The organism is Pseudomonas marvdashtae (genome assembly GCF_014268655.2).
Taxonomy (GTDB): Bacteria; Pseudomonadota; Gammaproteobacteria; order Pseudomonadales; family Pseudomonadaceae; genus Aquipseudomonas; species Aquipseudomonas marvdashtae.
In genome coordinates, this window is record NZ_JABWQX020000001.1 from 1569485 (window position 1) to 1581853 (window position 12369).

A 12369-nucleotide genomic window follows, 5' to 3' on the forward strand; every position below is an offset into this window, starting at 1 on the left:
GAGTCACCATGAGCGGACCGCAAAAAGCCAATGACCTGTTGGGACAGATCCCCAAGACCAAAGGCCTGCCGCCGGTCCACTTGTGGAACCCCGCCTTCTGCGGCGACATCGACATGCGCATCGCCCGTGACGGCACTTGGTATTACCTGGGGACGCCCATCGGACGCAAGCCGATGGTCAAGCTGTTCTCCACTATCATTCGCCGCGACGGCGATGATTACTTCCTGATCACTCCTGTGGAAAAAGTCGGCATCAAGGTGGACGACGCCCCGTTCGTGGCGGTGACCCTGGAAGTCGAGGGACAGGGAGAAGGGCAGTTGTTGCGCTTTACGACTAATGTCGATGAAGCCATCGAAGCTGGACCCGAACATCCGATGCGAGTGGTGATCGATCCCCAGACCCAGGAGCCCGCTCCGTATATCCACGTGCGCAGCAACCTCGAAGCGCTGATTCACCGCAACGTCTTCTATCAGCTGGTCGAACTGGCGGTCAGCCGCGAGATCGACGGCCAGCGGTGGTTGGGTGTCTGGAGCGGCGGCGTGTTCTTTCCCATAGGCCTCGAACCCTGACCCTCAACCTTGAGGGGGCAAAAATTCAAATTGACACTCAATCATATGATGATTAGCGTGGGCGCCTGATAAGAAAAGCCCACGGGGTGTTCATGTCCAGCAGTTTTCATGCGTCGACCGTCGATTGGCTGGGTGGCTGGATTGCCGCTGGCCAGGTCAAGCCTGGGCAAACCATCAAGGTCGAGGCCGACTTGGGCGAGCAGTTGGGCGTGAGTCGCACGGTCATTCGTGAGGCCATCAAGACCTTGGTCGCCAAGGGCATGCTGGAAGTGGGGCCGAAAGTCGGCACGCGGGTATTGCCGGTGCGCCGTTGGAATCTGTTCGATCCCCAAGTAGTTGGCTGGCTGTCGCGCAGTGGCCTGCCGGAAAATTTCGTCGACGACCTGTTGGACCTGCGCCGGACCATCGAACCGATGGCGGTGCGCTGGGCCTGCGAACGGGCGACGGCTGACCAGGTGCAGGCGATCCGCCTGGCCTATCATGCGCTGGAACGGGCGGTGGACAGTGGCGCTGATTACAACCGCGCCGATCAGTTCTTTCATGAGTGCATTCTCGCCGCCAGCCACAATCAATTCATCGAACAAATGGTCCCGGCCCTTGGCGCGCTGCTGGCGGTTTCGTTCGAGGTGTCGGCCGCCGATCCGGACGAACTGCGCCGCACCTTGCCGATTCACAAGGAGATCGCCGACGCCATCGCCGCCCGTGACGCGGCGCGAGGCGTTTGGGCCTGCATGACCTTGATCGATAATGCAGACTTGGCCATCAAGCGGTTTTACCCTGATGTCATGGCCGGTCGGACAGACAACGCCGGGAAAGCCGGGGACAGGAGGTTTCAATGAAGTGGACGGCGCTCACGGAGCATCGGGCAAAGTTGGGCGAGGGGCCGTTCTGGGATGAGCCGACCCAGGCGCTTTATTGGGTCGATATCGCCGGCAAGCAGGCGCTGCGGCTGATCGGCGAGAACGTCCAGATCTGGCAGATGCCTGAGCATGTCTCGGCTTTTATCCCGACGCAGAGCGGCGATGCGTTGGTGACGCTGAGCAGCGGTGTCTATCGACTGGATCTGGATTCGCCAGGGCTGGAACCACGCCTGAAGCTGTTGTGCATGGCCGATCCCCAGCCGGGCAACCGCGCCAACGAAGCCCGTTGTGACCCGCTGGGCCAGCTCTGGCTAGGCACCATGCAGAACAACATTGGTGAAAATGGCGAAGACCTGCCCATCGAACGACGGTCCGGCGGCCTGTTCCGTGTCGGGGCAGAGGGCCGGGTTATGCCGCTGCTGCGCGGGCTGGGCATTCCCAATACGTTGTTGTGGAGTCCCGATGGCACGACGGTGTATTTCGGCGAGAGCCTGGATGGGACGCTGTACCGGCACTTCATCTATCCCGATGGACAGTTGGCGCCCGCCGAAGTCTGGTTCGGGCCCCATTCGCGTGGTGGGCCGGACGGTTCGGCGATGGATGCGCGAGGCTACATCTGGAACGCGCGCTGGGACGGCAATTGCCTGTTGCGGCTGCATCCGGACGGCCATGTCGATCGGGTGATCGAACTGCCGGTCAGTCGCCCCACCAGCTGCGTATTTGGTGGTAAAGACCTCAAGACGTTGTACATCACCAGTGCAGAGAGCCCTCTAGGCCATCCCCTTGACGGTGCGGTGCTGTCGATGCGGGTCGATGTGCCAGGTGTGGCTTGCACACGGTTTGCTGGTTGAATCCCAAAATATGGGATGTAAATATATATATTGAGATTATTTGGCGGTCGGGTTTATAGTCGGCTCCATCAGCAATACGCACTCACACTTAAAAAAACAAAACAGGTGAAGTGATGCATCGATCTTTCCCCGAACGCCCCGGCGGCGTTCGCGAGTTACTGTCAATTTCGCAGCCTCTTGGCCGGTCATCCGTGGGTGTCCGGTTTTTGTCGTGCCTTCGCACTGGAGCCCAGGCCCATGGCTGAAGCGCTTAGCTTGCCGCCAGTGCCGGAGCCTGTGAAAGGCGAACGGCTGAAAGACAAGGTCGTGCTGCTGACCGGCGCAGCCCAAGGCATTGGCGAGGCGATCGTTGCCGCATTTGCTTGCCAGCAGGCGCGGCTGGTGATCAGTGACATCCAGACGGAAAAAGTCGAGGCCGTCGCGGCCCATTGGCGTGGCCAGGGCGCGGACGTGCAGGCGCTCAGAGTCGACGTTTCGAACCAGCAGGATCTGCAGGCCATGGCCCGTCGCGCCGTTGAACTGCATGGTCGCATCGACGTGCTGGTGAATTGCGCCGGGGTCAATGTGTTTCGCGACCCCCTGGAAATGACCGAGGAAGACTGGCGCCGCTGCTTCGCCATCGACCTGGATGGCGCCTGGTACGGTTGCAAGGCGGTGCTGCCACAAATGATCGAGCAAGGCGTGGGCAGTATTATCAACATCGCGTCGACCCATTCGTCGCACATCATTCCCGGTTGTTTTCCGTACCCGGTGGCCAAGCACGGCTTGCTCGGTCTTACCCGCGCCCTGGGCATCGAGTACGCGGCCAAGGGTGTGCGCGTGAATGCCATTGCGCCTGGCTACATCGAGACTCAATTGAATGTCGATTACTGGAACGGTTTCGCCGATCCCCATGCCGAACGCCAGCGTGCGCTGGATCTGCACCCGCCTCGACGCATCGGCCAGCCGCTCGAAGTGGCCATGACGGCGGTGTTCCTGGCCAGTGACGAAGCCCCTTTTATCAATGCTTCATGCATCACCATCGATGGTGGACGTTCGGTCATGTACCACGACTGAATATTCTTGGGTTACGGTGGGAAACTTCGCCTGTAATCCAATCATCATACGATATGACTATTTAGACCTATGCTGTGCAGTAACACGATTTGACCGGCCAGCCTGCGCGGTTCCACCAAGGTGGAGCAGATCCCTGGACGTTTGGCTTTCAATAAAAAAAACAAGGAGTCAGCTATGAAACATCGTCGTGGGATCCGTTCCCTGTGTCGCGCCGCCCTGGCGGTTACCGCGTTCAGTCTCAGCAGCCACTTGCTGGCGGCCGATGCGGTAAAAATTGGTTTCCTGGTCAAGCAGGCCGAGGAACCGTGGTTCCAGACCGAGTGGGCATTCGCCGAGAAGGCGGCCAAGGACAAAGGCTTCCAGTTGATCAAGATCGCCGTGCCCGATGGCGAGAAAACCCTCTCGGCCATCGACAGCCTCGCGGCCAACGGCGCCAAGGGCTTCGTGATCTGCCCGCCAGACGTGTCCCTCGGCCCGGCCATCATGGCCAAGGCCAAACTCAACGATCTAAAGGTGATTGCCGTCGATGACCGTTTCGTCGACGCCAACGGCAAATTCATGGAAGACGTGCCGTACCTGGGCATGGCCGCCTTCGAGGTGGGCCAGAAGCAGGGCGCCGCGATGGCTGCCGAAGCGAAAAAACGCAACTGGGATTGGAAAGACACCTACGCGGTGATCAACACCTTCAACGAGCTGGACACCGGCAAGAAACGCACCGACGGTTCGGTTGATGCCCTGAAGAAAGCCGGGATGCCGGAAGACCATATCCTGTATTCGGCGCTGAAGACCCTCGACGTTCCCGGCAGCATGGACTCCACCAACTCGGCGCTGGTGAAGCTGCCAAGCGCCGCGAAGAACTTGATCATCGGCGGCATGAACGACAACACCGTGCTGGGCGGCGTGCGCGCGACCGAAGCGGCCGGGTTCAAGGCAGCCAACGTGATCGGTATCGGCATCAACGGCACCGACGCCATCGGTGAGCTGAAGAAACCCAATAGTGGCTTCTTCGGTTCGATGCTGCCAAGCCCGCACATCGAAGGCTACAAGACTGCCGAGATGATGTACGAGTGGATCACCACCGGCAAGGAGCCGCCGAAGTACACCGCCATGGACGAGGTGACGCTGATCACCCGGGAGAACTTCAAGCAGGAGCTGGAAAAGATCGGCCTGTGGAACTGACGGTCGGTTGATTCAAAAGCGGCCCTGGTCACAGGCGTGACCGGGCTGCTTGATCTCTGTAAGTTCGAGGTGGTTATGCAAGCGCAAACAGCGACACGGCAACACAACATCGGCGGCAGCTTGCGATTCAACGGGATCGGCAAGTCCTTTCCCGGCGTGCAGGCGCTGGCCAATATCAGTTTCGTCGCCCATCCGGGGCAGGTTCATGCCTTGATGGGCGAAAATGGCGCGGGCAAATCCACGCTGCTTAAGATCCTCGGTGGCGCCTACATTCCGAGCAGCGGCGACTTGCAGATCGGCGAACAGACGATGGCCTTCAAAGGCACCGCCGACAGCATCGCCAGCGGTGTCGCGGTGATTCACCAGGAATTGCACCTGGTGCCGGAAATGACTGTCGCCGAAAACCTGTTCCTTGGTCACTTGCCGGCGCGTTTCGGCCTGGTCAATCGCGGTGTGCTGCGCCAGCAGGCGCTGACGTTGCTCAAGGGCCTGGCCAATGAAATCGACCCCCAGGAAAAGGTCGGGCGCCTGTCTCTCGGCCAACGGCAGTTGGTGGAAATCGCCAAGGCCTTGTCCCGTGGCGCCCACGTCATTGCTTTCGACGAACCGACCAGCAGCCTGTCGGCTCGGGAAATCGACCGTTTGATGGCGATCATCGCCCGCCTGCGGGACGAGGGCAAAGTGGTGCTGTACGTCAGCCACCGCATGGAAGAAGTGTTCCGCATCTGCGATGCGGTGACGGTATTCAAGGACGGTCGTTATGTCCGGACCTTCGAGAACATGAGCGAGCTGACCCACGATCAACTTGTCACGTGCATGGTCGGTCGCGATATCCAGGACATCTATGACTACCGTCCTCGGGAGCGCGGCGATGTCGCGCTGCAAGTGAAAGGCCTGTTGGGGCCGGGCTTGCGCGAACCGGTGAGTTTCGAGGTGCACAAGGGTGAAATCCTCGGCTTGTTCGGGCTGGTCGGCGCCGGTCGTACCGAGCTGTTTCGCTTGCTCAGTGGCCTGGAGCGCCAGAGCGAGGGAAGTCTCGTGCTGCACGGCAAGGAACTGAAGCTGCGTTCGCCACGGGATGCCATCGCCGCTGGCGTACTGCTCTGTCCGGAGGACCGCAAGAAGGAAGGCATCATTCCGTTGGGCAGTGTCGGCGAAAACATCAACATCAGCGCGCGCCCGTCCCACTCAACGCTCGGTTGCCTGTTGCGTGGCGATTGGGAGCGGGGCAACGCCGACAAGCAGATCAAGGCGCTGAAGGTGAAGACACCGTCGGCGGGCCAGAAAATCATGTACTTGTCCGGCGGCAATCAGCAGAAGGCGATCCTCGGACGCTGGCTGTCGATGCCGATGAAAGTCTTGCTGCTGGACGAGCCGACACGCGGCATCGACATCGGCGCCAAGGCTGAGATCTACCAGATCATCCACAACCTGGCGGCCGATGGCATCGCCGTGATTGTGGTGTCCAGCGACCTGATGGAAGTGATGGGCATTTCCGACCGGATCCTGGTGCTGTGCGAAGGGGCCATGCGCGGCGAGTTGCCACGTGACCAGGCCAACGAATCCAACCTGCTGCAACTGGCGCTGCCGCGCCAACGCGTTGCCGACGCGGCGAACTGAGAGGTAATCATGACCATTCAAAACAATGCACTGCCAACGGCACGCAAACCCCTGGACCTGCGCCGCTTCCTCGACGACTGGGTCATGCTGTTGGCGGCCATCGGCATCTTCGTGCTCTGCACCCTGATGATCGACAACTTCCTGTCACCGCTGAACATGCGTGGCCTGGGCCTGGCGATTTCCACCACCGGCATCGCCGCGTGCACCATGCTTTATTGCCTGGCCTCCGGGCACTTCGACTTATCGGTCGGTTCGGTGATTGCCTGTGCCGGGGTGGTCGCGGCGGTGGTGATGCGCGACACCAACAGTGTGTTCCTGGGCGTGAGCGCGGCGCTGGCGATGGGGCTGATCGTCGGCCTGATCAACGGCATCGTGATTGCCAAGCTGCGGGTCAATGCCTTGATCACGACGCTGGCGACCATGCAGATCGTTCGCGGCCTGGCCTACATCTTCGCCAACGGCAAAGCGGTGGGCGTGTCCCAGGAATCGTTCTTCGTCTTCGGCAACGGCCAGTTGTTCGGCGTGCCGGTGCCGATCCTGATCACCATCGTCTGCTTCCTGTTTTTCGGCTGGCTGCTGAACTACACCACCTACGGGCGCAACACCATGGCCATCGGTGGCAACCAGGAAGCGGCGTTGTTGGCGGGGGTGAACGTTGACCGCACCAAGATCATCATCTTCGCCGTGCATGGCTTGATCGGCGCTCTGGCCGGGGTAATCCTGGCGTCGCGCATGACCTCGGGCCAACCGATGATCGGCCAGGGCTTCGAACTGACGGTGATCTCGGCTTGCGTGCTGGGTGGGGTTTCATTGAGTGGTGGCATCGGCATGATTCGCCACGTCATCGCGGGTGTGCTGATCCTGGCGATCATCGAAAACGCGATGAACCTGAAGAACATCGATACCTTCTACCAATACGTCATCCGCGGCTCGATCTTGCTGCTGGCGGTGGTGATCGACCGGTTGAAGCAACGCTGAGAACCCTGCGCGACAGGCCTGCTCGATGGCGTCGTCCTTGACGCCATCGTTCATCCCGCCTTGCGCAACGCTTCGACCAACTCTTGCTTGCGCATCTTCGAACGCCCGGGAATGTTTTTTGCCCGGGCTTCTTTCATCAGGTTATCCACGGTCTGGGCCTCATAGGAGGCTTTGCTGGTACGCGGATGTCCCTCGCGGGTCTTGGCGGCACGCCGGGCCGACTCCTTGCGGTCGGATTGCTTCTCTTCGGTGGGCTTTTTCTTTGCGCTTCCACCGGAGCGCTCGCCACCGCCCGATTGTTTGTTGACCGTGGCCCAAGCCCGAGCCTCGGCCTCATTCTCAGACACACCTTTTTGCTCGTAGCTTTTTTCGATGTGCTCGGCCTTGCGCTTTTGCTCGTCGGTGTACTTCTCTTTGCTTCCACGAGGCATGAAATGTTCCTCCTCAATGTGTGAGCAGAGCGGCGGGCCGTACTACTGGCTCGCGCCACCTTCCGAGCCGGATCCGCCGGTGGTGGTTTTCGAACCCACGCCGGTATCGGCATTGTCAGGGGCGGTGGAGTCCGGGGTGTTCATGCCGCCCTGGCGACCGGTGTCGTTCCCTTGGACCCGTGGGTCCGTTCCAGTGGCGGGCGGCTGGCCGTTGTTCAAGCCACCGGTACCGTCGGTGTTCAGCTTGGGCAAGCCTTGCGTCGCGGGCGAGTTCGGAGCTTGCACCGGGTCGGTCGGCCCGGTGCCAGAGGTCGATGCCGCCAAAGCCGCCGAAGACAGCAGTGCAGCGAATGTGAACGCAGTCAGCCTTGAATAAATCATGGTGTCGCCTCCATTTTTGGAATGCTTGCCTGATTTTGGGCCGCGCTGGAGCGAGGTTGGTGCCTCGGCGGCGACGAATGGCATACCGAAAGCCCCGTCCAGAAGATGTGACGAGCGCTGCGTAGCGGCTTAGTATGGTGCTTTCAATTGGCTACAAGGCCCGTTCATGTCGATCGAGATCCGTCCCGCGCAACCTAGCGATGCGCCTCAAATCCTTGCCTTCATCACTGAGCTCGCCGATTACGAGAAAGCCCGCCACGAAGTCATCGCCAGTGTGGCCGATATCGAGCGCAGCCTGTTTAGCGAAGGCGCAACCGCCCACGGCTTGATCTGCCTGCGTGATGGCGTGCCCATCGGTTTTGCAGTGTTCTTCTTTAGTTATTCGACGTGGCTGGGCAGCAACTGCCTGTACCTCGAAGACCTGTACATCACTCCCGAACAGCGCGGTGGCGGGGCGGGCAAGACGTTGCTGCGGCACTTGGCGAAGATCGCCTGTGACAATGATTGCGGTCGCTTCGAATGGAGCGTGCTGGACTGGAACACGCCGGCCATCGAGTTCTACAAGTCCCTCGGCGCGCAACCGCAGGAGGAGTGGGTGCGCTATCGAATGGACGGTAAAGTGCTCCGGGATTTTGCCAACGGCAACTGATTTACGCGTATGCGCTGGAGGCGTACTCGGCAAATCCGTGGCGTTGCTCGAGCCGCTTGCAGTAGGCGGTCACCGCCGGATAGTCCGGACGCTCCATGGGCGTCTGGCGCCAGCGATGCGCGGACAGGCCGATAAGCACGTCGGCGAGGGAGAAGTCCGCACCGGCCACGTAGGCGCCGGTGCGACTCAGCTGACCCTCCAGCAAGCCCATCGTCTTGTTCCAGCGTTTAACCCCAGCGGCGATGAGCTGTGGATCCTGGAAGTCCGGGTGTTTGCGCACCAGTCCGTAAAACGCATCACCCCATGACGGGTTGAGCTCCGTGGCTTGCCAGTCCATCCACTGTTCTACACGCGCCCGTGCGGCAGGCTCGATGGGAAGCAGATCGCTGCGCCCATGTTTGCCGACCAGGTAGCGGCAAATGGTATTCGACTCCCAGAGCACGCCGTTCTCGTCAATGATCACCGGCACCTGGGCGTTGGGGTTGAGCGCCAGGAAGGCCGGGTCATGGGTCGAGGCAAAGCCGATGCCCCAATCTTCGCGTTCGTAGGAAAGGTCCAGTTCCTGACAGGTCCACAGTACTTTTCTGACGTTGATCGAGGAGGTGCGGCCGAGGATCTTCAGTCGATGTTCCATGTTCTTTCCTGAGTTTTTGGCGTCCGATCAAAAACGTAGCAGGGTCTGGGACGGATGGCGACTATCAATGTTATATCCCAATATATGGGAGCGATATTTATATATTGAGATTTGTCCGTGCCCGGGTTTATAGTCCGTCTCACTCACTGCCAAATAAACAGAACAGGTGAAGCGGATGCAGGCGCAATTGATCGCGCTCGATTGGGGAACTACCTCATTACGGGCTTACAAACTCGCCGCTGGAGGCGAGGTGCTCGAGCAGCGTTCGCTGTCATCGGGGATCATGCAGTTGCCCTCCGGGCCACGAACCGTGGCCGGCCGGGTGTGCATCGATGGGTTTGAACTGGCCTTCGACGAGGCCTGCGGCGACTGGCTCGACGTACAGCCGAGCCTGCCCGTCATTGCTTGCGGCATGGTCGGCAGCGCCCAAGGCTGGCGCGAAGCGCCTTACTGCGACACGCCTGCAAACGTCGCCAACCTCGGACATTCCCTACAAACCGTTCGCAGCCTTCGCGGTGTCGATGTGTACATCGTGCCCGGCGTGATCCAGCGTTCACGCTTGCCCAATGTCATGCGTGGCGAAGAAACCCAAGTGCTTGGCGCCTTGCACAGCCTGCCGAACGAAGCGGTGCTGATCGGCCTGCCGGGCAGCCACTCGAAGTGGGTGGAAGTCACCGATGGCTGCATTGTGCATTTCGACACGTTCATGACCGGTGAAATCTTTGCCGTGCTCAGCGACCACAGCATCCTCGGCCGTACCCAGCAGCGCGGCGCGGCGTTCGATGGCCTGGCCTTCGATCGCGGCGTGCAGGTGGCGCTGTCGGCGGAGGGGCAGATTGGCCCGTTGTCCACCGTATTCAGCGCCCGCAGCCTGGGGCTGACCGGCGAACTCGGCGCCAGTGCACAAGCCGATTATCTCTCCGGCCTGTTGATCGGCCATGAGCTGACGGCCCTGGCCGCGGCGCAACGCCAACGACGCAACAGCGTGCATCTGCCGACGGTGGTGTTGATCGGCAACTCTCAACTCTGTGCCCGTTATCAACGGGCCCTCGACGCCTGCGGTTTCGCCCGGGTGACCTTGGCCGAACAGGCCACCGAGCGTGGCTTGTGGCAGTTGGCTGTAGCGGCCGGGCTGCTCGACGCCACCCCATCGCGTTAAACCTGACTGGAGGTCTGACATGCTCACACAAGCACTGGCGCACAACGGGCTGATCGCGATTCTGCGCGGCCTGCGTCCCGAGGAGGCCGCCGCTATCGGCGAAGTCCTTTATAGCGCCGGATTTCGCGTCATCGAAGTACCGCTCAATTCCCCTGAGCCGTACGAAAGTATCCGCATCCTGCGCAGTACCCTGCCGGCCGATTGCCTGATCGGTGCAGGGACCGTGCTCACAGCGGAACAGGTCGAGCAGGTTAAAGCTGCTGGCGGCCAAGTCATCGTCATGCCCCACAGCGATCCGAAGGTGCTGCGAGCGGCGAAAGCGGCGGGGCTGTACCTGTCGCCCGGCGTCGCCACGCCCACCGAAGCCTTCGCCGCGCTGGCCGAAGGCGCTCACGTGCTGAAGATGTTCCCGGCCGAGCAAATGGGCCCGGCGGTGGTCAAGGCCTGGCTCGCGGTGTTGCCGGCCGGGACGGTGCTGGTGCCGGTGGGCGGGATCACGCCGGACAACATGGCGGTGTTCGTCGAAGCCGGCGTCAAGGGTTTCGGCCTCGGTTCCGGGCTGTTCAAGCCGGGCCTGACAGCGGATGAAGTGGCGGTACGCGCCAAGGCCTATGTGGCCGCATGGAATGCCTTGAACTGAAGACCTTTCCAGCGCCCCGCGCGCTGCATCTGATAAGAGAGACAACAAGATGAAAATCACCAAGCTGACCACGTTTATCGTTCCGCCGCGCTGGTGCTTCCTCAAGGTCGAGACCGACGAGGGCGTGACCGGTTGGGGCGAGCCCGTGGTCGAAGGCCGTGCCCACACGGTGGCGGCGGCCGTCGAGGAATTGTCCGACTACCTGATCGGCAAGGACCCACGCAACATCGAAGACATCTGGACCGTGCTCTATCGCGGCGGCTTCTACCGCGGCGGCGCCATCCATATGAGCGCCCTGGCCGGTATCGACCAGGCGTTGTGGGACATCAAGGGCAAGGCCCTGGGCGTGTCGGTCAGCGATCTGCTGGGCGGCCAAGTGCGCGACAAGATCCGCGTGTATTCGTGGATTGGCGGCGATCGCCCGGCGGACACTGCGCGAGCGGCGAAAGAAGCGGTGGCGCGGGGCTTCACGGCGGTGAAGATGAACGGCACCGAAGAGCTGCAGTTCCTCGACACCTTCGAAAAGGTCGACCTGGCCCTGGCCAACGTGGCGGCGGTGCGCGACGCGGTGGGGCCGAACGTCGGCATCGGCGTGGACTTCCACGGTCGTGTGCACAAGCCGATGGCCAAGGTGCTGATGAAGGAACTCGACCCCTACAAGTTGATGTTCATCGAGGAACCGGTGCTCAGCGAAAACTACGAAGCGCTCAAGGAACTGGCGCCGCTGACCAGCACACCGATCGCCCTGGGCGAGCGGCTGTTCTCGCGTTGGGATTTCAAGCGTGTACTCAGCGAAGGCTACGTGGACATCATCCAGCCGGATGCCTCCCACGCCGGCGGCATCACCGAAACCCGCAAGATCGCCAACATGGCCGAGGCCTACGACGTGGCGCTGGCGCTGCATTGCCCGTTGGGGCCAATCGCCCTGGCGGCATGCCTGCAACTGGACGCGGTTTGCTACAACGCGTTCATTCAGGAGCAGAGCCTGGGCATTCACTACAACGAAAGCAACGACCTGCTGGATTACATCAAGGATCCGCAGGTGTTCGACTACGACAAAGGCTTCGTGAAAATCCCCAACGGTCCGGGCCTGGGCATCGAGATCAACGAGGAATATGTGATTGAACGCGCGGCCATCGGCCACCGCTGGCGCAACCCGATCTGGCGCCATGCCGACGGCAGTTTTGCCGAGTGGTGAGTGAGTCCTGACTCTCTCAGTTTGATCGTTCCCACGTTCTGCGTGGGAATGCAGCCCGGGGCGCTCCGCGTCCCTCAAGAGCCGAACGCAGAGCGTCCGTAGAGGCGTTTCCACGCAGAGCGTGGGAACGATCGGTCGTGCTCGACTCCTCAATAAACACAAAA

14 protein-coding genes are annotated in these 12369 nt (G+C 61.1%); 11 read left to right on the top strand and 3 right to left on the bottom strand.

The genetic code is table 11. The annotated features are described in order from the left end of the window. The first annotated feature begins 8 nt into the window (after nt 1-8). The 7 genes from HU742_RS07290 to araH all read left to right on the top strand — a co-directional run bounded on the left by HU742_RS07290 (nt 9) and on the right by araH (nt 7113). Nucleotides 9-569, top strand: coding sequence for a DUF1285 domain-containing protein (locus HU742_RS07290; RefSeq protein ID WP_186645070.1), 561 nt, complete (start codon nt 9-11; stop codon nt 567-569). A 92-nt stretch (nt 570-661) separates the two neighbouring features. After that, on the top strand, nt 662-1408 hold the full coding sequence (locus tag HU742_RS07295) for a FadR/GntR family transcriptional regulator (RefSeq protein WP_186611507.1): 747 nt from the start codon (nt 662-664) through the stop codon (nt 1406-1408). Then, complete coding sequence (locus tag HU742_RS07300) at nt 1405-2280, top strand: SMP-30/gluconolactonase/LRE family protein (protein ID WP_186640788.1); 876 nt, start codon at nt 1405-1407, stop codon at nt 2278-2280. The genes HU742_RS07295 and HU742_RS07300 overlap by 4 nt, the downstream gene beginning before the upstream one ends. A 237-nt stretch (nt 2281-2517) precedes the next feature. Beyond that, complete coding sequence (locus tag HU742_RS07305) at nt 2518-3336, top strand: SDR family oxidoreductase (protein WP_186645067.1); 819 nt, start codon at nt 2518-2520, stop codon at nt 3334-3336. 174 nt (nt 3337-3510) lie between these two features. After that, entirely contained in the window at nt 3511-4515 is a 1005-nt protein-coding gene (locus HU742_RS07310) for a substrate-binding domain-containing protein (RefSeq protein WP_186645066.1), read from the top strand. A 75-nt stretch (nt 4516-4590) separates the two neighbouring features. Further along, nucleotides 4591-6135: an L-arabinose ABC transporter ATP-binding protein AraG gene (gene araG, locus HU742_RS07315; protein WP_186645065.1), complete on the top strand. Its 1545-nt coding sequence runs from the start codon at nt 4591-4593 to the stop codon at nt 6133-6135. A gap of 9 nt (nt 6136-6144) precedes the next feature. Further along, complete coding sequence (araH, locus tag HU742_RS07320; protein WP_025214842.1) at nt 6145-7113, top strand: L-arabinose ABC transporter permease AraH; 969 nt, start codon at nt 6145-6147, stop codon at nt 7111-7113. A 50-nt stretch (nt 7114-7163) separates the two neighbouring features. On the opposite strand, the gene HU742_RS07325 is transcribed toward araH, so the two are convergent. Continuing rightward, complete coding sequence (locus HU742_RS07325; protein WP_186645064.1) at nt 7164-7544, bottom strand: Rho termination factor N-terminal domain-containing protein; 381 nt, start codon at nt 7542-7544, stop codon at nt 7164-7166. Nucleotides 7545-7586: 42 nt separating this feature from the next. Beyond that, nucleotides 7587-7925, bottom strand: coding sequence for a hypothetical protein (locus HU742_RS07330; RefSeq protein ID WP_186640778.1), 339 nt, complete (start codon nt 7923-7925; stop codon nt 7587-7589). Between the two features lie 166 nt (nt 7926-8091). On the opposite strand from HU742_RS07330, the gene HU742_RS07335 reads away from it, so the two are divergent. Next, a complete protein-coding gene (locus HU742_RS07335) occupies nt 8092-8574 on the top strand; it encodes a GNAT family N-acetyltransferase (protein ID WP_014339485.1) in 483 nt (160 codons plus the stop codon). A 1-nt stretch (nt 8575) separates the two neighbouring features. On the opposite strand, the gene HU742_RS07340 is transcribed toward HU742_RS07335, so the two are convergent. Continuing rightward, nucleotides 8576-9208 (bottom strand): glutathione S-transferase family protein, encoded by a 633-nt coding sequence (locus HU742_RS07340; protein ID WP_186640776.1) that lies wholly within the window; start codon nt 9206-9208, stop codon nt 8576-8578. Between the two features lie 175 nt (nt 9209-9383). Here HU742_RS07340 and HU742_RS07345 point away from each other — a divergent pair, with 175 nt between their 5' ends. Genes HU742_RS07345 through dgoD form a run of 3 tightly spaced genes read left to right on the top strand, consistent with a single transcriptional unit; the run spans nt 9384 to nt 12205 of the window. After that, nucleotides 9384-10367, top strand: a complete 984-nt coding sequence (locus HU742_RS07345; protein ID WP_186645063.1) for a 2-dehydro-3-deoxygalactonokinase — start codon at nt 9384-9386, stop codon at nt 10365-10367. Between the two features lie 19 nt (nt 10368-10386). After that, on the top strand, nt 10387-11007 hold the full coding sequence (locus HU742_RS07350) for a 2-dehydro-3-deoxy-6-phosphogalactonate aldolase (RefSeq protein WP_186645062.1): 621 nt from the start codon (nt 10387-10389) through the stop codon (nt 11005-11007). 49 nt (nt 11008-11056) lie between these two features. Beyond that, nucleotides 11057-12205 carry a galactonate dehydratase gene (gene dgoD / locus HU742_RS07355; protein ID WP_003179439.1) on the top strand — a complete coding sequence of 383 codons (1149 nt, stop codon included), beginning with the start codon at nt 11057-11059 and terminating at the stop codon, nt 12203-12205. Nucleotides 12206-12369: the final 164 nt, after the last annotated feature.

Coding starts and splice junctions, on each gene's coding strand:
- HU742_RS07310 (WP_186645066.1), top strand. CDS start 3,511: ATGAAACATCGTCGTGGGATCCGTTCCCTGTGTCGCGCCGCCCTGGCG.
- HU742_RS07345 (WP_186645063.1), top strand. CDS start 9,384: ATGCAGGCGCAATTGATCGCGCTCGATTGGGGAACTACCTCATTACGG.
- HU742_RS07305 (WP_186645067.1), top strand. CDS start 2,518: ATGGCTGAAGCGCTTAGCTTGCCGCCAGTGCCGGAGCCTGTGAAAGGC.
- HU742_RS07290 (WP_186645070.1), top strand. CDS start 9: ATGAGCGGACCGCAAAAAGCCAATGACCTGTTGGGACAGATCCCCAAG.
- HU742_RS07300 (WP_186640788.1), top strand. CDS start 1,405: ATGAAGTGGACGGCGCTCACGGAGCATCGGGCAAAGTTGGGCGAGGGG.
- HU742_RS07330 (WP_186640778.1), bottom strand. CDS start 7,925: ATGATTTATTCAAGGCTGACTGCGTTCACATTCGCTGCACTGCTGTCT.
- HU742_RS07335 (WP_014339485.1), top strand. CDS start 8,092: ATGTCGATCGAGATCCGTCCCGCGCAACCTAGCGATGCGCCTCAAATC.
- araH (WP_025214842.1), top strand. CDS start 6,145: ATGACCATTCAAAACAATGCACTGCCAACGGCACGCAAACCCCTGGAC.
- araG (WP_186645065.1), top strand. CDS start 4,591: ATGCAAGCGCAAACAGCGACACGGCAACACAACATCGGCGGCAGCTTG.
- HU742_RS07340 (WP_186640776.1), bottom strand. CDS start 9,208: ATGGAACATCGACTGAAGATCCTCGGCCGCACCTCCTCGATCAACGTC.
- HU742_RS07350 (WP_186645062.1), top strand. CDS start 10,387: ATGCTCACACAAGCACTGGCGCACAACGGGCTGATCGCGATTCTGCGC.
- HU742_RS07295 (WP_186611507.1), top strand. CDS start 662: ATGTCCAGCAGTTTTCATGCGTCGACCGTCGATTGGCTGGGTGGCTGG.
- dgoD (WP_003179439.1), top strand. CDS start 11,057: ATGAAAATCACCAAGCTGACCACGTTTATCGTTCCGCCGCGCTGGTGC.
- HU742_RS07325 (WP_186645064.1), bottom strand. CDS start 7,544: ATGCCTCGTGGAAGCAAAGAGAAGTACACCGACGAGCAAAAGCGCAAG.